Annotated in this window: 19 protein-coding genes; 14 read left to right on the top strand and 5 right to left on the bottom strand. The window is 63.0% G+C overall.

Going from position 1 to position 21,852, the window contains the following annotated elements; all coding sequences use genetic code 11:
• Window positions 1–517 precede the first annotated feature (517 nt).
• The 8 genes from V6767_RS14800 (at window position 518) to V6767_RS14765 (ending at window position 10,660) form a co-directional block, all read left to right on the top strand.
• Window positions 518–1,279, top strand: coding sequence for a LuxR C-terminal-related transcriptional regulator (locus V6767_RS14800; protein ID WP_448474177.1), 762 nt, complete (start codon window positions 518–520; stop codon window positions 1,277–1,279).
• A gap of 298 nt (window positions 1,280–1,577) precedes the next feature.
• Window positions 1,578–3,056 carry a sugar ABC transporter ATP-binding protein gene (locus V6767_RS14795; RefSeq protein WP_448474176.1) on the top strand — a complete coding sequence of 493 codons (1,479 nt, stop codon included), beginning with the start codon at window positions 1,578–1,580 and terminating at the stop codon, window positions 3,054–3,056.
• Window positions 3,057–3,137: 81 nt separating this feature from the next.
• Window positions 3,138–4,163, top strand: coding sequence for an ABC transporter permease (locus V6767_RS14790; RefSeq protein ID WP_448474175.1), 1,026 nt, complete (start codon window positions 3,138–3,140; stop codon window positions 4,161–4,163).
• A gap of 94 nt (window positions 4,164–4,257) precedes the next feature.
• The gene (locus V6767_RS14785; RefSeq protein WP_448474174.1) at window positions 4,258–5,253 is read left to right on the top strand and encodes a substrate-binding domain-containing protein; all 996 of its coding nucleotides are present in this window, start codon (window positions 4,258–4,260) and stop codon (window positions 5,251–5,253) included.
• An 86-nt stretch (window positions 5,254–5,339) separates the two neighbouring features.
• Window positions 5,340–6,095, top strand: coding sequence for a GolD/DthD family dehydrogenase (locus V6767_RS14780; protein WP_448474173.1), 756 nt, complete (start codon window positions 5,340–5,342; stop codon window positions 6,093–6,095).
• A gap of 24 nt (window positions 6,096–6,119) precedes the next feature.
• Window positions 6,120–7,868 (top strand): dihydroxyacetone kinase subunit DhaL, encoded by a 1,749-nt coding sequence (dhaL, locus tag V6767_RS14775; protein WP_448474172.1) that lies wholly within the window; start codon window positions 6,120–6,122, stop codon window positions 7,866–7,868.
• A 66-nt stretch (window positions 7,869–7,934) separates the two neighbouring features.
• Window positions 7,935–8,597 (top strand): dihydroxyacetone kinase subunit DhaL, encoded by a 663-nt coding sequence (dhaL, locus tag V6767_RS14770; protein ID WP_448474171.1) that lies wholly within the window; start codon window positions 7,935–7,937, stop codon window positions 8,595–8,597.
• The gene (locus V6767_RS14765; protein WP_448474170.1) at window positions 8,597–10,660 is read left to right on the top strand and encodes a bifunctional sugar-binding transcriptional regulator/dihydroxyacetone kinase subunit DhaK; all 2,064 of its coding nucleotides are present in this window, start codon (window positions 8,597–8,599) and stop codon (window positions 10,658–10,660) included. The genes dhaL (V6767_RS14770) and V6767_RS14765 overlap by 1 nt, the downstream gene beginning before the upstream one ends.
• Before the next feature lie 30 nt (window positions 10,661–10,690).
• On the opposite strand, the gene V6767_RS14760 is transcribed toward V6767_RS14765, so the two are convergent.
• Window positions 10,691–10,933 carry a plasmid stabilization protein gene (locus tag V6767_RS14760; protein ID WP_448474179.1) on the bottom strand — a complete coding sequence of 81 codons (243 nt, stop codon included), beginning with the start codon at window positions 10,931–10,933 and terminating at the stop codon, window positions 10,691–10,693.
• A 709-nt stretch (window positions 10,934–11,642) separates the two neighbouring features.
• Between V6767_RS14760 and V6767_RS14755 the strand changes: the two genes are divergently transcribed.
• From V6767_RS14755 to V6767_RS14730, 6 genes are all read left to right on the top strand, one after another.
• A complete protein-coding gene (locus V6767_RS14755; protein ID WP_448474169.1) occupies window positions 11,643–12,686 on the top strand; it encodes a LacI family DNA-binding transcriptional regulator in 1,044 nt (347 codons plus the stop codon).
• A gap of 43 nt (window positions 12,687–12,729) precedes the next feature.
• A complete protein-coding gene (locus V6767_RS14750) occupies window positions 12,730–13,971 on the top strand; it encodes an ABC transporter substrate-binding protein (RefSeq protein ID WP_448474168.1) in 1,242 nt (413 codons plus the stop codon).
• A 75-nt stretch (window positions 13,972–14,046) separates the two neighbouring features.
• A complete protein-coding gene (locus V6767_RS14745) occupies window positions 14,047–14,943 on the top strand; it encodes a carbohydrate ABC transporter permease (RefSeq protein ID WP_448474167.1) in 897 nt (298 codons plus the stop codon).
• Window positions 14,940–15,782 carry a carbohydrate ABC transporter permease gene (locus tag V6767_RS14740; RefSeq protein ID WP_448474166.1) on the top strand — a complete coding sequence of 281 codons (843 nt, stop codon included), beginning with the start codon at window positions 14,940–14,942 and terminating at the stop codon, window positions 15,780–15,782. The genes V6767_RS14745 and V6767_RS14740 overlap by 4 nt, the downstream gene beginning before the upstream one ends.
• 4 nt (window positions 15,783–15,786) lie before the next feature.
• Window positions 15,787–17,406, top strand: a complete 1,620-nt coding sequence (locus V6767_RS14735; RefSeq protein ID WP_448474165.1) for an FAD-dependent oxidoreductase — start codon at window positions 15,787–15,789, stop codon at window positions 17,404–17,406.
• A gap of 4 nt (window positions 17,407–17,410) precedes the next feature.
• On the top strand, window positions 17,411–18,451 hold the full coding sequence (locus V6767_RS14730) for an ABC transporter ATP-binding protein (protein WP_448474164.1): 1,041 nt from the start codon (window positions 17,411–17,413) through the stop codon (window positions 18,449–18,451).
• Between the two features lie 4 nt (window positions 18,452–18,455).
• Here V6767_RS14730 and V6767_RS14725 read toward each other — a convergent pair whose 3' ends face one another.
• From V6767_RS14725 to V6767_RS14710, 4 genes are all read right to left on the bottom strand, one after another.
• On the bottom strand, window positions 18,456–18,995 hold the full coding sequence (locus V6767_RS14725; protein ID WP_448474163.1) for a cytochrome b: 540 nt from the start codon (window positions 18,993–18,995) through the stop codon (window positions 18,456–18,458).
• A gap of 77 nt (window positions 18,996–19,072) precedes the next feature.
• Window positions 19,073–20,479 carry a dihydrolipoyl dehydrogenase gene (lpdA, locus tag V6767_RS14720; protein ID WP_448474162.1) on the bottom strand — a complete coding sequence of 469 codons (1,407 nt, stop codon included), beginning with the start codon at window positions 20,477–20,479 and terminating at the stop codon, window positions 19,073–19,075.
• Between the two features lie 100 nt (window positions 20,480–20,579).
• Window positions 20,580–21,218: a LysE family transporter gene (locus tag V6767_RS14715; RefSeq protein ID WP_448474161.1), complete on the bottom strand. Its 639-nt coding sequence runs from the start codon at window positions 21,216–21,218 to the stop codon at window positions 20,580–20,582.
• Window positions 21,219–21,233: 15 nt separating this feature from the next.
• Window positions 21,234–21,848, bottom strand: a complete 615-nt coding sequence (locus V6767_RS14710) for a LysE family translocator (protein ID WP_448474160.1) — start codon at window positions 21,846–21,848, stop codon at window positions 21,234–21,236.
• Window positions 21,849–21,852 lie beyond the last annotated feature (4 nt).

Below are 21,852 nucleotides of genomic sequence, written 5' to 3'. Positions count from 1 at the left end.
CCATCGTTTCAATCGCTGCAGCATTCAACCTCATAAAATCCGTCCACACGGCCTAGCAACCAGAATGTTATCCGGTTGTAGAATGGCGTCGGCTTGAAGCAGTAATCGCAGTTTTTAAGCCCGAATTTCAATTCATGATGGCAGGAACACCTGAAGAATCTCGCGTTTTTCAGCGCCTTTGAAGCCATGACCACTCACATTGTTTCATGTTGCCCGCTTTTGAAGCAGGCAATTGCCAAGTCTGGATATATGAGCCCCGGTCCGCAAGAAGTCGGACAGCAGGATGAGCGGTGAGGTCATTTCGCTCTTCCTGCCGTCCGGCAACCAACGGCAGGCTCTTGCAATGCAGCCCGACCGATTGCTCCGCCGCATCACCTGCGATCCGGCAACTCCGGAACGCGACACTCATCGTATGCGTCCATCTTGGCGTGTCCATTGCATGAAACTGCAACCTGTTTGAATGCAGTGCGAAAAAGTGCTATTTTTTTGATGGGGATCACTTGAAAGCGGGACTTCCATGGCGAACCGATCGGTGCCGGATTTTCTGATTGATACGACGGAGCGCCTCTCCAGCGCCGAGACCAAGTCCCAGATTCTTGCGGTTCTGGACAGGAAAATTCGCGAGTTTGGCTACGACCGCTACTATCTCGCGCATGCAAGGCGTTATACCGGCGGCCAGGCACCGGGCATCGCCACGGAATCCACCTTCAATCCCGATTTTCTTGCGGAGGTCGTGCGCGAGCGCATGCATGAAGCCGACCTGCTGACAGATAATTGCTGGGTGAGCGACAGGCCCATGCTCTGGTCTTCGTCTCAAAGACACCTCAAAGATGGTTCGCTTGGCCCCGCCTATAAACGTACGATCCGGTTCACGATGGATCACCGCTGTTTCGCGGGCGTCACCTTCGCCACTCAGCATCAAACGGATGCGCAAAGCGAACAGTTCTGGTCGCTTTCTCTGCTTCAACCAGCGGGCTTTTCGGCCGCCGAGCACGACGCCAACTTTCCGCAGGTTTGGCAGGACCTCTCATTCCTGCTGAACGCCATTGTCGCGAGAATGGACGGAAGCCAGTTCATCCGCGAGCATTTCAAACTGGACGCTATCGACAGGGAATGCCTCATTCGCGTCATGAACGGCTTGCATGTGCAGCAGATAGCCGATGAGCTTATGCTGGCTGACAGAACGGCAGCCTACCATCTGGCGAAAATGCGCAGAAAACTCAACGCCCGCAACAACGCCCAAGCCGTCGCCCTCGCCCTGCTCATGGACCTGGTCTGAAAAGCTTCTTCCAGCGAAATCCGTAAAAGATCGCCCGCGATCCCGCTTGGCGCGCTGACGTCTACCTGCAAGTTGCAGAACCGAATCGCGTTTTTTTTTGGATATGGCGCGCCTCCGCCAACCCTCGACATTTCAGTAGCAGTAAACGGCGGTAGCGGACGCGCTCCTCCCGTTTGTCCACACACCGTCTTTAAAAATGTCAGAACCTATTTGACATACGCAAAGTGATGCCGTTAAAAGACAATTGTCGAGCATAATTTTACATTAGTTCGATGGACTGAGAATGGGAGGAATTGTCGTGCAGGCTTTGCTTGAGGTGCATGGGCTCGGAAAATCGTTTTCCGGCGTTCCCGCTCTGATCGAGGGCGCATTCCGGCTGATGCCGGGATCGGTCCACGCGCTTTGCGGCGGCAATGGCGCGGGCAAGTCGACATTCCTCAAGATCGTCATGGGCATCCAGCCGCGCGACCGCGGCACAATTAAGCGCAACGGCGAGACCGTGCAGTTCTCCTCCCCCGGCGAGGCGCTCGCCAACGGCATCTCGATCATCGAGCAGGAACTGAGCCCGATCCCGGCGATGACGGTGGCGGAAAACATCTTTCTCGGGCGCGAGCCGAGCGGCGCCTTTGGCCGCATCGATTTCAAATCCATGAACGCAAAAGCGCAGGAACTGCTGGACGGGCTGAAATTCACCATCCGCGCGACCGACATGATGATGGATCTGACGGTGGCCCAAACCCAGCTCGTCGAGATCGCCAAGGCGCTTTCCTACGACGCCGAAGTCATCATCATGGACGAGCCGACCTCCGCGCTTGGCGAGGCCGAGGCCGACCAGCTTTTCGAGGCGGTGAAGACGCTGAAGGCGCGCGGCAAGGGCGTGATCTATGTCAGCCACCGCCTCTCCGAAATCTTCACGATCTGCGACAGCTATACTGTTTTTCGCGATGGCCGCTTCGTCGAGGAAGGCGCGCTCGCCGATATCGACAAGGACCGGCTGATCAGCCTGATCGTCGGACGTCCGCTGACGGAGGAATTCGTCAAGGACAACACCGCCGGAACCAAGCCGACACTGCGCGTTGAAGGGCTGTCTGCGGCTCATGGCGTTCGCGACGTGTCATTTACGGCCCATCGCGGCGAAATCCTGGCGCTCTATGGGCTGATGGGTTCCGGCCGCAGCGAGATTTTCGACAGGCTCTTCGGCCTCTCCGAGGAAACCGACGGCACGATCGAGATCAACGGCGTCCGCCATCAGATCGCCCGCCCCTCTGAGGCGATCGCGGCGGGTCTTGCCTATGTGACCGAGGACCGCAAGGTCTCGGGCCTCGTCCTCACCGGCGATGTCCGGGAAAATCTCTGCCTTGCGACGCTCGACCGGATGTCGACCCCGCTGATGATGAACGGCAAGGCCGAAACCGAAGCTGCCGGGCGCATGGTCGAGACGCTCAACATCAAGACCGCGTCGCTGAAGCTTGGCGTTTCCAACCTTTCCGGCGGCAACCAGCAGAAAGTCGTTCTCGGCAAGTGGTTCCTGACCGAGCCGAACGTGCTGCTTCTGGATGAACCGACCCGCGGCGTCGATGTCGGCGCCAAGCGGGAAATCTATCGCGTCATGTCCGATTTCGCCAAGGGCGGCGGGACCGTGATCATGATCTCTTCCGAAACCGACGAAGTGCTCGGCATGGCCGACCGCGCCATCGTGATGCGCGACGGCCGCGTCGCCGGAACCCTGGATCGGGCGGAAATGTCCGCCGAAAAACTGCTGCATCTCGCGGCGTAAAAACGTGACGCAGGACGGGACGCCGACACGAACGCGCGTCTTTCACCTGCCGATAACCCGTCAATCGGGGAGGACCATACGTTGACTGACACTGAGAATGCCAAAACCCCGGCCGGCGCCGGAACCGAGCAGAAGCGGCCGATAAGCGAGCGGCTGGGGCCGATCGCCCAGCGCTACGGCATATTGATCGCGCTGATCCTGGTCTGCATCGTGCTCTCGATCGTCAGCGAGAATTTTCTCAGCCCGCGCAATATCGTCAACGTGCTGCGGCAGACCTCGATCAACGGCATTCTGGCCATCGGCATGACCTTCGTGATCCTCACGCGCGGCATCGACCTTTCGGTCGGCTCCGTGGTCGCCCTTGCCGGCGTGGTCTCGGCCTCCTTCGCTACCACCTCCTCCAGCGCCTTCATTCCCGGCACGCCCTATATCGCCCCGATCGCGATCGTCATCGGCCTTGCCGCCGGCATCGCCATGGGCGCGATTTCCGGCACGGCGGTGGCACGGTTTTCCGTGCCCGCCTTCGTCGCCACGCTCGGCATGTTGTCGGCGGCGCGCGGGCTGACGCTGATCTATTCCGGCGGTCGCCCGATCCCGGCGCTGACCGACGGCTATCGCTGGATCGGCACCGGCGATATCTTCGGCCTTCCAATCCCGATCATCCTGTTCGCGCTGGTCTTCCTCGTCGCCCATTTCGTGCTGACCAACACCCGTTTCGGCCGCCACATCTATGCCGTCGGCGGCAATCCGCACGCCGCCAAGGTCTCCGGCCTCAGCGTCAACCGCATCCGCTTCATGGTCTATGTCATTTCCGGTGCGCTGGCCGGGCTCGCAGGCATGGTGCTCGCGGCCCGCACGGGCTCGGCGCTGCCGCAGGCCGGCGTTGCCTACGAGCTCGACGCGATCGCCGCGGTAGTGATCGGCGGCACCAGCCTTTCGGGCGGCATCGGCCGGGTCAGCGGCACCGTCATCGGCGCGCTGCTGATCGGCGTGATGAACAACGGCCTCGACCTGCTGGGCGTCGAATCCTACTACCAGCAGGTCATCAAGGGCGCGCTGATCGTCGCCGCAGTCATGCTCGACCGCTCGCGCAAGAGCGAAACCTGATCCGGCCCCGCCGGTTCTTCCACGCCGCATATTCGCAGTCCGTTTTCAGAGACTGCGCGGCACCCACCATGTCACCAAAGGGAGGAAACCCGACATGAAACTTCGTAATATCCTGGCAACCACAGCCCTGGTCGGCGCCGCATTCGCCGCCACCACCGCCAGCGCGCAGGACCCGCTGAAGATCGGCGCCGCCGTTTACGGCCTCAACGCGGAATTCATGCAGCTCTGGGCCAATGCCGCCGAAAACCACCCCTCGGTGAAGGACGGCTCCGTCGACCTGACCATCTTCGACGGTCGCTACGACGCGCTGGTCCAGCAGGAACAGTTCGAAACCATGATCACCCAGGGCTATGACGCCATCGTCTTCGTCCCGATCGACATCGAAGCCGGCGCAACGGCCGTTGAATCCGCTTCCGATGCCGGCATTCCGGTGGTCGGCTCCAACACCCAGGTCAACTCCGACCTGCTGACTTCCTATGTCGGCTCGGACGACGTCGAGGCCGGCTATCTCGAAGCTAAGGCCGTGCTCGACGATATCAGCTGCACCGGCGATGTCGTCATCATCGAAGGCCCGATCGGCCAGTCCGCGCAGATTCAGCGCGGCGAAGGCAATGAAAAGGCGATCGCCGAATGCGGCGACAGCGTCAGCGTTGTCGAGCAGCAGACCGCCAACTGGAGCCGCGCCGAAGCGCAGTCCCTAATGGAAAACTGGCTGACCGCGCATGGCGGCGACATCAAGGGCGTGATCGCGCAGAATGACGAGATGGCGCTCGGCGCGATCGAGGCGATCAAGGCCGCCGGCATGAATGTCAGCGACTTCTCGATTGCCGGTGTCGATGGCGTGACCGATGCACTGGAAGCCGTCAAGCGCGGCGACATGCACTCGATCCTGCAGGATGGCCAGGCCCAGGCGCTGGGCGCGATCGATGTTGCGATCAAGGCCGTAAACCCGGACTATGAGCCGACCTCCGGCATCTGGGAGAAGTACCCGGAAATGCAGTGGAACAACGGCGAATCTAAGCAGTACAATGTGCCGTGGACGCCGGTAACCGCCGACAATGTCGACGAGCTCCTGCAGCAGCGTCAGTAAAACCGAATACCGCCTGCGGCCGATAGCGGCCGCAGGCGACCCGTCGCGGCACGGCCGTCACAGCAGCCAGAAGAAAGGACGTTTCGATGGCGTCTTCCCCTGAATTTTCACTTGCCGGCAAGGTCGCGGTCGTTACCGGCGCCGCATCCGGCATCGGCGCGGCGATTGCCCGGGCGTTTGCGGCCAAGGGCGCGCGCGTCGCCATTCTCGACATGAACCGCGATGCGGCCGATGCCATGGCCGCCGCGCTTGACGGCGCGAAGGCGTTTGCATGCAACGTCACCGACAGCGAAAGCGTTGAAGCCGCGGTCGCCGACGTCAAGGCGGCACTCGGCGAGATCGACATTCTCGTCAATTCCGCCGGCATCGTCGACCTTGCGCCTGCGGAAGAGCTTTCGAAAGCCGCCTGGGACCGCACCATCGCCGTCAACCTCACCGGCACCTATCTGATGTGCCAGGCCGTCGGGCGCGCGATGATCGCCGCCGGCAAGGGCGGGCGGATCGTCAACCTCGCAAGCCAGGCCGGCTCGGTCGCCATCGAGGGCCATGTCGCCTATTGCGCCACCAAATTCGCCGTCATCGGCGTTACCAAGACGCTGGCGCTCGAATGGGGCAAGCACGGCATCACCGCCAATACGATCTCGCCCACCGTGGTGATGACCGATCTCGGCCGCAAGGCCTGGGAAGGCGAAAAGGGCGAGGCGATGAAGGCGCAGATTCCGAGCGGACGCTTTGCCGAGCCGGAAGAAATCGCCGCCGCCGCCGTGTTCCTCGCCTCCGATGAGGCGGCGATGATCAACGGCGCCGATCTTCTGGTCGATGGCGGTTACACCGTCCGGTAAATGATGAACGATAAGGTCGCTTCAATGCAGAGATTTATCAACAACCCCGACGATCTTGTCGACGAGACCGTGGCCGGTTTCGTCAGGGCCCACCGCGATCTGGTGCGGCTCCACCCGGCCAATCCGCGCGTGATCGTGTCGCAGGCAGCGCCCGTTTCCGGCAAGGTCGGCATTGTCACCGGCGGCGGTTCGGGCCACGAGCCGGCCTTCATCGGCTATACCGGCCGCAACATGGTGGACGCGGTTGCCGTGGGCGAACTGTTCTCTTCGCCGACGGCCAAGAGCTTTGCCGATGCGATGCGCGCAGCCGATGGCGGCGCGGGCGTCGCGGTGCTTTACGGCAACTATGCCGGCGACAATATGAACGTCAAAATGGCCGCCGGCATGCTCGAGAAAGAAGGCATCGAGGTCGTGACCGTGGTCGCCAATGACGATGTCTGCTCCGCGCCCCTTTCCGAGCGCGAGAAGCGCCGCGGCGTCGCGGGCGAAATCTTCATGTGGAAGATCGGCAGCGCCGTTGCCGCCAAAGGCGGATCGCTAGCCGAAGTCCAGGCCGCCGCGCAAAAGGCGATCGACAGCGTGCGCTCCGTCGGCGTCGGGCTCGGGCCCTGCACGCTGCCGGCCGTTGGTCATCCGAATTTCCAGATCGAGCCGGGCACGATGGAAGTCGGCATCGGCCACCATGGCGAGCCGGGCACCCGCGTGGAGCCGCTGAAGAGCGCCAATGAAGTCGCCGCCGACATGGTCAAGATCGTAATGGACGACCATAACCTGCCTGAGGGCAGCGAAGTGGCCGTGCTGGTCTCCGGCCTGGGCGCGACCCCGGTCAACGAGCTTTACGTGCTCTACGACCGCATGGAGCAGGAAATCGAGGCGCGCGGCGCGAGCGTCTACCGCGCCTATGTCGGCAATTACTTCACCTCGCTGGAAATGATCGGCGCGACGCTCTCGGTCATGGTTCTGGACGACGAGATGAAGGCGCTGCTGGATATGGAAGCCACCGCGCCCGGCTTCAGCCAGACCGGCAACGCCGCGCCGAAAATCCAGCCGACCGCCGCGAAGGCTGCGACCACTGCTCCGGCAAAGACAGAGACGGCGAAAGATGACGCGCCACGCGCGCCCGAAACCATCAACGGTCCTTCGGTAACGAATGCCGGCAATGCGGCGATTATCGAGGAAATCGCGTCGGTGATCGTCGAGAACAAGGCCTGGCTTTCGGAGATCGACGGCAAGATCGGCGATGGCGACCACGGCATCAACATGGCCAAGGGCTTCGGCCGTGCCGCCGAACGGATCGCCGGTTCGCAGATGACGCTCGACGAGGCGATGAGCGTGCTGTCCGATATTCTGATGTCGGAGATCGGCGGCTCGATGGGCCCGCTCTACGGCCTGATGTTCCAGAAAATGGCCTCCTCCATCAAGGGCCGCACCGCCATCGACGCCGATGCGTTTTCGCTCATGCTGAATGCGGGTCTTGAGGGCGTGCGCTCCACCGGCTCGGCCAAGGTTGGCGACAAGACGCTGATCGACACCTTCGTGCCCGCCGTCGAGGCTTTCGACGCGGCGAAGGCGGACGGTTTCGCCCCTGCCCTTCAGGCGATGGCGAAAGCCGCCGAGAAGGGTCGCGATTCCACCGTCGATCTGGTGGCCCGCATCGGGCGCGCCAGCCGGCTTGGCGAGCGCTCGCGCGGGGTGCTTGATGCAGGTGCCACCTCCTGCTGCATGATCCTGACCGAACTTGGAAACGGGTTCTCCCGCCGCCTTCAGGATTGACGAAGGCGGCGCGGGCGGGCACGGAATCGCTTGTGCTCGCCCGCCTCCTCGCAGCATAATGCGGCCATGATGTATCTCGATTGCCATGCCCTCGCCGACCTGTTTCGCGCCTTCGCGCGCCGGATGAATGATGAACGCGATTATTTTGCGGAGCTGGATGGCGCGATCGGCGATGCCGATCACGGCACGGCCATGGCCGAAGGCTTTTCCGCCGCCGCCGTGGCGCTGACCCACAACGCTTCCGATTATCCCTCGCTCCGCGTCGCGCTGACGCAGGCCGGTCGCTCCTTCCTCAACGCCGTCGGCGCCACCACCGGGCCGCTCTATGCCAGCGGGCTGACCCGCGCCGGCCTTGCCATGCCGGAAGAGAAACAGGTGCCGATCGAACGTCTTGCCGATATCCTCATCTCGATATCGGAAGGGATCGAGGAGCGCGGCAAGGCCTCGCCCGGCGACAAGACCATGCTGGATGCCTGGCTGCCCGCCACCCATGCAATCCGCGATGCCAGGGCCGAGGGCGCGACCTTCGCCCAGGTGATGGACCGCGCCGCCGCCGCCGCCGCCGAAGGGGCCGAGGCGACGCGCGGCATGGTGGCGGCCAAGGGCCGCGCCGCCCGCCTTGGCGCGCGCACCATCGGCCATCTCGACCCCGGAGCCGTTTCCGCCGCCGCGCTGATCGACGCCGCGCGGGACTGGGTATCAGCGGCAGCCGAGCGAGAGACCCCTTGATGGCACGAAAGAGCGGTCCGCGCGCCCTGTCCGCCTCCGAGAGGCAATCCGGCTCCCAACTGCCCCTGCGCTTCGGCGGAGACCCGCTGTTGTGGGCGGCATGGCTTTACTACGAAGAGGGCATGACACAGGGCGACATAGCAGTCGCCATGGGCATTTCCCGCCCCACCGTGAACGCCTATCTCGCCGATGCGCGAACGCGCGGCATCGTCTCGATCGAGATCGCGCCGGAAAAATTCCGGCAATTGTCGCTCGCCCAAAGCCTCAAGGAACATTTCGGCCTCGCCGATTGTCTGGTGATCCCCTCGACCGGCGGCGAACGCACCCTGACCGAACGGCTTGGTGCGGCGGGCGCGCAGGTGCTGGCGCTGCATGCGCAATCCGGCGATACCATTGCGGTGACCTGGGGCCGGACGATGCTGGCGATAGCCAATGCCGTCGAGCGCGTCAATCTGCGCGACATGCGGGTGGTTCAGGCCACCGGCGGCACCACCGCCAAGATCCCGTGGACGCCAGAGGCCTGCGCCACGCGGCTCGCCGAGGCGCTGGACGCCCGCTGCATTCCGCTGTCGTCTCCCGCGATTCTCTCGTCCGCTTCCGTCCGCGACGTGCTGTTCGAGGAGCCGGTTATCGCCGAACAGCTTGGCGTGCTGGCGGCGGCGAACCGTATCCTGCTCGGCATCTCGTCGCTGAGGGCGGAAAGCACGATCCACACCAGCGGCTTCTTCGACAAGGTGGACGTCAACGAGCACTATCACGCCGCCGTCGGCAGCATTGCCGGCCGGCTGATCAATGCGCGCGGGGAGCCGGTGGCCGGGCCGCTCGACGGGCGCACCGTCGGCATCGAGCTGGCCGCGCTTCGCGCCATTCCGCAGCGGATCGCCGTCGCTGGCGGGATCGACAAGGTGCAGGCGATCCTCGCGGCGCTGCGCGGCGGTTATGTCAGCGTGCTGGTCACCGATGTGGACACGGCCTGGGGCATATTGCGCTCCGAGAATGTCGACATCCGCCCGCAGCGGATGGAAACCGCCAGAGCGCCGCAACTGCCCGAACGGGTGCACACCAAGAAATTCATCAACCGCCCGCAGGATGCTGTCGACGAAACGCTGGCGAGCGCGCTTCTGGCCCATCCGGAAATTCTGGCCCCGGTTCCGGGCGCGCCCCGCGCGCTCCGCTCGGTGCACGCCCCCCGCCCCGGCAAGGTCGGCCTCGTCATCGGCGGCGGCGCGGGGCATGAGCCGGGCTTTTTCGGTTATGTCGGCCAGGGGCTGGCGGATGCGGTGGTCGTCGGCAATGTTTTCGCCGCGCCCCCGCCCGATCCGATCCTCGCCTCCACCCGCGCTGTTGATGGCGGGGCCGGCGTGCTGCACATTTTCGGAAATTTCTCCGGCGACGTGATGAATTTCGAGATCGCCGCCGAAATGGCCGCCGCCGAGGGCATCGCGGTGCAGGCGGTGGTCACCACCGACGACATCGCCTCCTCGCCGAAGGAAATGCGGGCCACGCGGCGCGGGGTCGCCGGCAATGTATTCATCTTCAAGGTGGCGGGCGCTGCCTGCGAGCGGATGATGCCGCTTGACGCCTGCGTGGCGGTGGCGCGGCGGGCCAATGAGCGCACCTTCACAATGGGGCTGGCGCTGGAACCCGGCGCCTCGATCGAAACCCGCCGCCCAACCTTTCAGCTCGGCCCCGAAGAGATGGAAATCGGCGTCGGCGTCCATGGCGAGCCCGGCATTGCCCGCGCCGCCATCGGCACGGCCGATCAGGCCGCCGATCTCGTGATCGACCGCCTGCTCGACGAAATGATGCCGAAGGAGGGCGATCGCGTCGCCCTGCTGGTGAATTCGCTGGGCGCCACGCCCGACATGGAGCTCTACATCCTGAACGGCCGCATCAGAAAGCGCCTCTCGGCCCACGGGTTGCACGTCACGCGATCGCTGGTCGGGCGCTATTACACCTCGCTCGACATGGCCGGCGTCTCGATCTCGCTGATGCATCTCGACGACGAGCTCGCCGACCTGCTGGATGCGCCCTGTTCTTCGGTGGCGCTCTCGCGGCGGTAGGAGCGCGTTGAGCGTCGGAGCCGGAAAAGACTAAAATTCCGGCCCCGCGTGAGGTTTGCGGTGGGCAGCGAAAATTGCTTCGAAATCGTCATCCTTCTCGCCGGCAATGCGCGCATAGAATTGCCGCGCCGGGTCCCATCCGACTTCTCGCTCGGCATAGAACTCAAGCGCGCGCTCGACGATATCTGCAATAGAACATCTTTCGCGCTGGGCCAGACGACGCGCCAGATCGCGCGCGCGGGCGCTGCGGACCAATAATTGTGGCTTTGTCATCTGGCTCCCCTTTTCACTCCTGCCCTTCATCGGCAGCACCAGAATTATAATGCTTCGAGACGTTGATGACGAGATAGCCATCCAGCTAGAGCTCTTCAGGCTTAAATGGAAGCGCTCTGCGGCAAGGAATTTGCGCCAGGACCAAGGGCTTTGGCGCAGGGCATAGCCGTAGCTATGTCCAAGCCGAAGACCGCCGGTAATGGCGCAAATTCATGCCGCCCTTCGGGTTTGCCGAAACCGGTCCTCCACTTTGTCGAAGCCCTTCGCCATAGCTATGGCTATGCCGCGCGGGCTTCTTCGCGTGGAATGACCGGTTTGGGCAAACAGAACTGCTTCCATTTAAGCCTGAAGCGCTCTAGTTCAGTCTGGTGATAAGGCCCTTCCCCCTCACCGCCGTCATGCTCGGTCCTGTCCCGAGCATCTAAGCACGCGTCGAGTCGACAGGCGTCTCGGGCGAAAAGTCAGTTCAAATCCGCCCTTGCAAAACGCCAACACCGCTCGTGCGGGACCGTGGTTAGATCCTCGGGTCAAGCCCGAGGATGATGTCCGTAGAAAGGATAGGTTGCAGGATTTTGAGCGACCAAGATAACCATATCTAGAGATTGAAAACGTTGACTTTGTACGCACCTGGCAAAAATTTCACGCCGACGCCATTGACCGCGTTTCGCTTTGATTATACGCTTAATCAGAAGCATTCGGGAGGATAATCTTGACTTTGACCGGGCCGAAGCGCGCACGGCGCGTGACCCAGAGCGATGTTGCGGCGATGGCGGGGGTTTCCACCGCCGTCGTATCCGCCGTGATTTCGCCGAAGCCCGGCAAGACCATCCGCGTTGGCGAGGAAGCCGAAAAGCGCGTTCGCGCGGCCATGGAAGCGCTTGGCTATGCGCCGGATGTCGTGGCCCAGTCGCTCGCGGGCGGACGGCGCAATATCATCGGCGTGTTCACCTACGAGGCAGTCTTTCCCGCAGACCGGAAGAACTTCTTCTATCCCTTTCTGCTTGGCATAGAGCGGGGTGCGATGCGCTCCGGCCAGGACCTGCTGCTGTTTACCTCGTCGACGCTCGAAAAGGGCCGGCGCAGCATCTTCCCCAAGGGCACCAATCGCATGGGCATTGCCGACGGGGCGATCCTTCTGGGCGCGGCGCAGGACAAGGACGATCTGAAGCGGCTCTGCGATATCGGCTTTCCGTTCGTGACCATCGGTCGGCGCGAGGTCGAGGGCGGGCATGTCAGCTGGGTGGCGCCGGATTACAAGAGCGCCGTCAGCGATGTCGTCACCCGATGCCGCGCGATGGGGCATCGCGCGCTGATGCTGATCGGCGAGCGGGAAGTGCGCGAACAGAATGAAGACCGCGAGCGCGGCTTCCTTGAAAACGGCCATGACGATCTGTCGCTCTCCGTCGAGAGGATCACGCCGGAAGAGATCAACCCTGCATGGATCGATGATCTGCTGAAAAGCGGCATAACCGTGGTCCTCGCCGAAACCTTCGCCCATGCCGTGGCGCTGGAACGCCAGTTCGCCGCGCGCGGCCTGTCAATTCCGGACAATATCTCCGTCGTCGCCCTCGCCGCCCCGTTGTTCGACGAGGCCGAGGGCGAACGCTGGACACGCATCTCCATTCCCAGGGAGGAAATGGGGGAACGGGCCGTCGAGACCCTGATCGCGAAAATCCGCGAGCCCGGGAAAGTGCCCGAGAATATCGTGCAGCCGCTTGGCTATGTGCCGGGCGAAACGCTGAAAGCAATTTGAATCTGATCTGAAACGGGAGGTTTAAGAGATCATGTCGACCCAAATGATTAAGCGTTTAATCATCGCAACAGCCCTCACCGGCACCCTCGCTTCGGCGGCGGCGGCCGAGGAGCTTCGGTTCACCGTGTGGACCGGCAGCGAGGCGCATCTCGCCATGCTGAACGGCATCGCCGAGAGCTTCACCGAAACCCACCCGGACGTCACGGTGCAGTTCGACACCATTCCGTTCGGCGACTATGTGCAGAAGCTGACGCTCCAGCTTGCCGGCGGCAATCCGCCGGATCTCGGCTGGCTGCTGGAAAGCTCGGCGCCCGCCTTCGTCAATGCCGGCGTGCTTGAAGATGTCTCCGACACGCTGACGGCGGCCGATGATTACAATTACGCCGATTTCTCCGAGCCTGCGATGGGCCTGTGGACCAGGGACGATGCGGTTTACGGCATCCCCTTCTCCACCTCGCCCTTCCTAATCTACTTCAACAAGACGCTTTATGACGAGGCCGGCCTGGAAACGCCTGCCGAGCGCGCGGCGGACGGCACATGGACCTGGGAACAGCTCAAATCCGATGCGGCCGCCCTGCGCAACGCCGATGCCGGCGTCTGGGGCTATGAGACCGTTGACGGCCAGGGCTATGGCGCCCGCGTGATGCACAATCTGATGCCGATCGTGCGCGCGTATGGCGGTGAAGCCTGGAGCGACGGCGCCTGCACCCTCGACGGCCCGGAAGCCGCCGAAGCCGTGCAGCTCTTCCACGACATGGTCTATGCCGATCAGTCTACCGTGCCGCCCGGCGAACAGGGCGATTTCTTCTCCGGCAACGCGGCGCTAACGATGACGCAGATTTCGCGCGTCACCAAACTGGCGGATGTCGGTTTCGACTGGGGGATCGCGCCCCTGCCCTCTGGTCCGGCAGGTGAGGCCTCGACCGTCGGCCAGGCCGCTGTTGTCGCCTTCGCGCAGGGCAAGAACAAGGAGGTCGCGGCCGAATTCCTGGCCCATATGACCTCTGCGGAAAACGTCGCCAAGATGGCCGAGTTCTTCCCGCCGGCGCGCATCAGCGTTCTGGAAAGCGACGCCTTCCTCTCCAGCAACCCTGCCGTGACGCCGGAGCAGATGGAAATCGTGGCGGCCGGGATCGAGGGCGGTTCGGTGCTGCCAAGCCATGAGCGCTACCCGCAGATCGAGGCAGCATCGCGGCCCGACTTCGATGCGCTGTGGGCAGCCGACGCCGATGTGCCCGCCGTTCTTGCCAGGCTCTGCGACGATATCAACCCGCTGCTGAAGTAAGAGAGGTTTTCCGGCGGCCTTCCCTACGGTCGCCGGAAACCACCCCACTCGAAATTCGCCCGCATAAAGGAAGCGATGATGTCCGCTCTCCGTTCCGGACTGACACTGAAGACGCGTGAGGCGATCGCCGGCTGGCTGTTCGTCAGCCCGATCCTGACCGGATTCCTGATCTTCTTCGTCGGCCCGCTGATCGCCGTGTTCTACTATTCCACCACGGAGTGGAACCTGCTCACCCAGCAGTCCCGCTTCGTCGGCATGGAGAACTATGTCGACGCGCTGACCCGCAACGACACGTTCTGGCATGTGCTCGGCAATTCGCTGGTGTTTGCGGCGGGCCTCGTGCCGCTCAACATGGCGCTGGCGCTCGGGCTTGCGATCGCGCTGTCGCGACCCTTCCGGGGCGTGGTCGTCTTCCGCACGCTGTTCTTCGCGCCCGTCATTACATCTGCCGTGGCGTGGGCGATCATCTGGACCTTTCTGCTCCAGCATGAAAGCGGCGCGGTCAATCAGGCGCTGTCGGTCGTCGGCATTGACGGGCCGAACTGGCTTCACGAGCCGCGCTGGGCCATGGCCTCGGTGATCGTCACCCGCGTGCTGAAAACCGTCGGCCTCAACATGATCCTCTATATCGCGGCACTGCAGGCGATCCCGCGCGATTATGAGGAAGCAGCCCGGCTGGAGGGCGCCAATGGCTGGGACATCTTCCGCCGCATCACATGGCCGCTTCTGGCGCCGACGACGCTGGTGATCATGGTGATCACGGTGGTCGGCTCGCTGAAGGTGTTCGACCATATCTATCTCATGACCGGCGGCGGGCCGCAGAACGCCACCCTCGTTCTCGCCTTCTACATCTATGAGCAGGGCTTCAAGTTCTTCAACACCGGCTATGCCTCGGCGCTCGCCGTGGTCCTGTTCGTGCTGATCCTGGCGCTCACCATCCTGCAGATGCTTTTGAAAACGGTGCGCAAATGAACTATCGCCTGCAACAGAAGATCACCCGCATCTGCTGGGTCATCGGGCTTTCAGCGCTCGCCATACCCTTCGCGTTCCCGTTCATCTGGATGCTGTCGGGCGCGCTCAAGGGTCAGGCGGACGTGTTCTCCTCGGCCGCGCTGATCCCGGCCACCATGCACTGGTCGAACTTTTCCGAAGTCTTCGCCTATCAGCCCTTCGCCCGGCAATATTTCAACTCGCTCTATATCGCCGTCATCGTCACCGGGCTGACGCTGTTCCTGTCGTCGATGGCCGGCTATGCGCTGGCGCGGCTGCGCTTTGCCGGAAGCGCGCTGGTTCTGCTGCTGTTGATCTCGGCGCTGATGATGCCGGAGGAGGTCACCATCGTTCCGAACTTCTTCCTGATGAAGAATCTCGGCCTGATGAACACCCACATGCCGCTGATCCTGCTGCCGCTGTTCGGCTCGCAGGGCGTGATGGCGACCTTCCTGATGCGCCAGTTTTTCCTGGCCCTGCCGAAGGAACTGGAGGAGGCCGGCCGCATGGACGGGCTGACGCGCTTCGGCGTCTATTTCAAGGTGGCGCTGCCGCTGTCGAAGCCGGCGCTTGCGGCCGTCGGCATCATTACCTTCCTGTTTTCGTGGAACCTGTTTCTGGAGCCGCTGGTGTTCGTCAACGACATCAAGCTGTTCACCCTGCCGCTGGCGCTTGCCAATTTCACCGACACCTACGGCCTGCCGCTCTGGCACCTGCAGCTTGCAGCGACCGCGCTGGCCGTCATTCCCATGCTCATCGTCTACATTCTGGCCCAGCGCCAGATCGTTGAAAGTTTCGCCTTGTCTGGCGTGAAAGGATAACAAAATGAAGGAACTCACCAGCGACATCGTCATCATCGGCGGCGGTCTGGGCGGGGTCGCGGCGGCGCTTTCGGCGCTGAAACTCGGCCGCAGCGTCATTCTGACCGAGGAGTTCAAATGGCTCGGCGGCCAGTTGACGACGCAGGCCGTGCCGCCGGACGAAAATCCGTGGATCGAGAAGGACGGTTCGACCGCGAGCTACCGCGCGCTTCGCCAGAACATTCGCGACTATTACCGCGACAACTATCCGCTCACCGAAGAGGCCGGCAACGATGCCAACCTGAACCCCGGCAGCGGCAATGTCTCTCCTTTGTGCGCCGAGCCGCGCGCCGGCGTGGCGGCGATCGAGGCGCTGCTTGCGCCATGGTATGCGACCGGACGGCTGACGGTTCTCATGAACGCCAAACCGATCGCCGCCGAGACCGATGGCGACCGCTTCACGGCCGTCACCGTGCGCTCCGCCGAGCATGGCGAGATGGTGCTGACCGGCCGCTATTTCATCGACGCCACCGAACTCGGCGATCTTCTGGAACTCGGCGATGTCGAACACGTCATCGGCGCGGAGAGCCAGGCGCAGACAGGGGAGCCGACGGCGCTTGCCGGCGAGGCAGACCCCAATGACCAGCAGGCGGTGAGCTGGTGCTTCGCCATGAGCTATCACCCGGATGAGGACCACACCATCGAGCGCCCGCGCGACTATGATATCTGGCGCGATTTCAAGCTCGATTTCTGGCCCGATCGCCAGCTCTCCTTCATCGGCCCCAATCCGGTGACGCTGGAGCCCGACAACCGCCCGCTGTTCGTTGGCGACAGCGACGCCAAGTTCGCACCGGACAACTGGCACTACCGGCGGATATTCTACCGCAAGAACCATGTCGGCGACCGCTACCCCTCCGATATCTGCCTCGTGAACTGGCCGCAGATCGACTATTGCGGCGGCCCCATTGTCGGCGTCTCGCCCGAGGAGGCGGAGAAGCATCTGGAGGGCGCGCGCCAGCTCTCGCTCTCCATGCTCTACTGGATGCAGACCGAAGCGCCGCGCCATGACGGCGGCTATGGCTATCGCGGCCTGAAGCCGGCGGGAAGCGTGATGGGCACGCTCGACGGCCTGACGGTCGCCCCCTATATCCGCGAGAGCCGCCGCATCAAGGCGCTGTTCACGGTGACCGAAAACCATGTCGGCATCGATGCCCGCGAAGGGCTGAAGGGCGCCGAACAGTTCTTCGACAGCGTCGGCGTCGGCTCCTACCGGATCGATCTTCACCCCTCCACCGCGCCGCGCAACTATGTCGACATCGCCAACTGGCCGTTCCAGATCCCGCTGGGCAGCCTGATCCCGGAGCGGGTGGAAAACATGCTGCCGGCCTGCAAGAATATCGGCACCACCCATCTGACGAATGGCTGCTACCGGCTTCATCCAGTGGAATGGAATATCGGCGAAAGCGTCGGCGCGCTTGCCGCCTATTGCCTCGACAACGACATCTCGCCGCACGGCGTGCGCGAGACGCCGGAGCGGCTTGCGGATTTCCAGAGCCTGCTTAAAAGCCGCTTCGAGGTGCCGCTCGCATGGCCGCAGCATATCCGTGAAACGCCGCGGCTCGAACTGTTCGGACGCGTGGAGTGAAGACATGGCCAAGCTTGAACTGAAGGGCGTCAGAAAGTCCTATGGCGCGGCGGAGATCATCAAGGGCATCGATCTTACGGTCGAGGACGGCGAATTCTGCGTGTTCGTCGGCCCGTCCGGCTGCGGCAAGTCCACGCTGCTCAGAATGATCGCCGGGCTCGAGGATATCACCGGCGGCACGCTGGAGATCGGCGGGAAACGCATGAACGATATCGCGCCCGCCAAGCGCGGCGTGGCGATGGTGTTCCAGTCCTACGCGCTCTACCCGCATCTGACGGTGCGAGAAAACATCGCCTTCGGGCTGAAGGTGCGCAAGACGCCGGCCGCCGAAATCGACCGGCTGGTGGAAGAGGCCGTCGCCACCTTGCAGCTCGACACCCTCACCGAACGCTATCCGCGAGAGCTGTCCGGCGGCCAGCGCCAGCGCGTGGCGATCGGCCGCGCGATCGTCGGTCAGCCGGAAACCTTCCTGTTCGACGAGCCGCTTTCCAACCTCGATGCCGAGCTTCGCGTGCATATGCGCACCCAGATCTCGGAGCTGCATGGGCGGCTGAAGCGGACGATGATCTATGTGACCCACGACCAGGTCGAGGCGATGACGCTTGCCGACAAGATCGTGCTCCTGCGCGACGGGCGGATCGAGCAGGTCGGCAGCCCCGAGGACCTTTACGAGCGCCCGGCGAACCTGTTCGCCGCCCAGTTCATCGGCGCGCCGAAGATGAACATCTTCGAGCTGACGCCGGCGTTCGAGACCCTTCGCGCCGCGAGCGGGCTTCCGCCCGAAACCCGCTATTGCGGCATCCGGCCGGACAGTTTCGAGATCACCTCGGAGGATCAGGGCGCCATCGCCGCGAAGGTCAGGCTGACGGAATATCTCGGCAATGCGCGGCTGGTCCATGCCGATGTCGACGGCCACGGTCCGATCATACTGGAACAGCCGGCAGGCCGGGAGCTTGCCGCCGGCGCCACGATCCATCTCGCCGCCGCGCCCGCGCTTTGCCACGCGTTCGACGAGGCTGGCAACCGTCTGGCCACCGCGCGGTAAGCCCTCAGCCGGTTGTCATCCGCTTCAATATCCCGGTCCGCCAGTAGAACTGGTGGACCGCGACGGCGGCGATATGGGTGATGATCAGAAACCACATCACGAGCTTCATCTGATTGGCATGCGCCAGCGCGGCTGCGCCGCTTCCGAAATAATAGCCGGCGATGCCGGCAAGCGGCATCACGATGAACATCAGATAAAACGTCCAGTGCGCCACCTTCGACAGCAGCCGAAAGATCGCCGGCTCGCCCGCGGGCTCCGGCGGGACGCCCTGAATGAAGCGCAGCGCCAGCCGGATCAATGCGAGAACGAGTACCGTGATCCCGACATAGGCGTGGATATCGGCCGAGAGCTGGACATCGTCCGGAATGGGCTTGTTGCCGTAATACAGAACGCCCCAGCGGACCAGATCATCGGAGAACAGCAGGTTGAACAGGATCAGCAACGCCATGATCCAGTGCAGGGCGCGCTGCGAGCGCGAAAAGGAAACCGGAGTCGGACGCACAGGATTTACCCCTCTTATCAAGAGCTTGTTCGGATAAACCATGAAACGAAAATGCGGCCTGCAAAGCAAGCCGCACTTTCGAAGGTCACGAAGTTTTCATAAGGCGGGCGGGGAACGCCTCACATGTGGATCGGCTTGAAGAAGGCGCCGAGGGCTGCTTCCTTCACCGCTTCCGACATGGTCGGGTGGGCGTGGCAGGTGCGGCCGAGGTCTTCGGCCGAGCCGCCGAATTCCATCAGCACCGCCGCCTCGTGGATCATCTCGCCGGCGCCGAAGCCGACGATGTGGACGCCGAGCACGCGGTCGGTTTCCTTGTCCGCCAGCACCTTGACGAAACCATCAGTGGTTTCCATGGCGCGGGCGCGGCCATTGGCCATGAACGGGAATTTTCCGACATTATAGGCGACGCCGTCCTTCTTCAGTTCTTCCTCGGTCTTGCCGACGGAGGCGACTTCCGGCTGGGTGTAGACCACGCTCGGGATCACGTCATAGTTCACGTGCCCGGCCTGGCCGGCGAGGATTTCGGCAAGCGCGACACCCTCGTCCTCGGCCTTGTGGGCGAGCATCAGGCCCTTCACCACATCGCCGATCGCATAGATGCCGTCGACATTGGTCTTGAAGTGGTTGTCGATTTCCACCCGGCCGCGATCGTCCAGCTTCACGCCGGCTTCTTCCAGGCCAAGGCCCTCGGTATAGGGCTTGCGGCCCGTCGAGATCAGCACGATGTCGGCCTCGATGGTTTCGGCATCACCGCCCTTGACCGGCTCGAAGGTGACCTTCGCGCCGTTGTCGGCCTTCTCGACCGCCGTTACCTTGGCGGAAAGCTTGAAGTCGAGGCCCTGCTTGGCCAGCATCTTCTGGAACTGCTTGGAAACCTCACCATCCATCGGCCCGAGGATCTTGTCGAGGAACTCGACCACGGTGACCTTGGCGCCAAGGCGCGACCAGACCGAGCCGAGCTCGAGCCCAATGACGCCGCCGCCGACCACGATCATCTTCTCCGGCACCTTCTTCAGCGCAATGCCCCCGGTGGAGGACACGATCGTCTCCTCGTCGATCTCGACATCGACGCCCGGGATGCCGGCGACATCGGAGCCGGTGGCGATCACGATGTTCTTGCCTTCAAGCTCCTCGGTCGAGCCGTCTTCCTTGGTCACCTGCACCTTGCCGGGCGCGAGGATCTTGCCGGTGCCCTGAATGCCGTCAATCTTGTTCTTCTTGAACAGGAAGGCGACGCCCTCGACATTCGACTTCACAACCGCGTCCTTGTGGCCCATCAGCTTCTCGTGGTCGAGTTCGACGCCCGAAAGCTTCACCCCGAGGCTCTCCATGCCATGGGCGGCATGGGCGTACTGCTCGGAAGCATGCAGCAGCGCCTTGGACGGTATGCAGCCGATATTGAGGCAGGTGCCGCCATAGGTGGCACGCTTTTCGATAACGGCGACCTTCATGCCGAGCTGCGACGCCTTGACCGCGCAGACATAGCCGCCGGGGCCGGAACCGATTACGATGAGATCATAGGACATCTGATTTCCTTCTCTTTATTGAGGTCATCGCCGATGCGAAGGATGGGCGCTGCATGACCGTATTTCCTGGCGGCCAATGGCCGTATTTCTAGTCGTCGGCTCAGCCCGCCTTTTCCGTTGCCAGCTTCAGGCCGAAAGCGATGAACACCGCGCCGCTTGCGCGGTTGATCCAGACGCTCGCCTTTTCGAATGCCGAGCGCATGCGCGGCGTGGTCAGGAACAGAGATACCCCGACGAACCACGCGATCAGGCATGTCGCCATGACGAGGCCATAGCCGAATTTCACCGCCGCGGGCGTCTCATGGCTGACCACGGTCGAGAAGATCGACAGGAAGAACAAGACCGGCTTCGGATTGAGCGCGTTGGCGAGAAAGCCGAGCGAGAAGGCCTTTCCCGCTCCCTGCCTCGCCGTTGCGCCGGCTTGGGCTACGGGCGAAACATCGACCTTGCCAGAACGCAGCGACTGGATGCCGAGATAGATCAGATAGGCCGCGCCCGCCCATTTGATCACGTTGAAGACCATGATCGACTGCGAGATGATCAGGCCCAGCCCCATGATCGTGTAGCTCACATGGAACATCAGCGAGGTGCCGACGCCGAAGCTGCTAAGCACCGCCGAGCGTCTGCCATGCACCAGCGCCTGCCGGATGATCATCGCGGTATCCGCGCCGGGAGCGACGATGGCGAAGGAAAAGATCGCCATCAGCGACGCGAGCTCAATCAGGTATTGATGCTGCATGAAGGGCGTCCCGGTTTATTGCCTGCTGAGCGCGAGTTTAACGCCGAAACCGGCAAAGGCCAGGGCCACGCTGCGCCGCATCCACGCCATCGCCCGTTCGCTCGACAGCACCCGGTCGCGCATCAGCCCGGAAAACTGGCCGTAGACGACGAAGACGGCAAAGGTCATCGCCATGAACACGGCCGAAAGCATCAGCATTTCGAGAACGGGTGCCGCGGCAGCGGGCGAGACGAATTGCGGCAGGAAGGCGAGGAAGAAAACGGAGAGCTTCGGGTTGAGGATGTTGATCAGGAAGCCGTTGCGGACGATCGCAAAAAGGCCTCGCCGCGGAGTCCCCTCTCCGGAAACCCTGAGCGTGCCGCGATCCCTTAGCGTCTGCCAGGCGAGATAGAGCAGATAGGCAACGCCGGCGAACTTCACCGTCTGGAACAAAAGCGCACTGGTGTGAAACAGCGCGGCGAGGCCGAAGACGGAGGCGAGGATCGCCGGAATGATGCCGAGCGTGCAGCCGAAGGCGGCCGCCACGCTTGCCATCCTGCCCTGCGCCAGACCGGTGGCGAGCGTGTAGACCACGCCCGTACCGGGAGCCAGAACCACAATCAGCGCCGTAATCAGAAATTCGATGCTCATGCTT

The organism is Martelella sp. FLE1502 (genome assembly GCF_053484255.1).
Note: the sequence above shows the minus strand (reverse complement) of the source record. Positions and strands in the feature narration are given on the sequence as shown.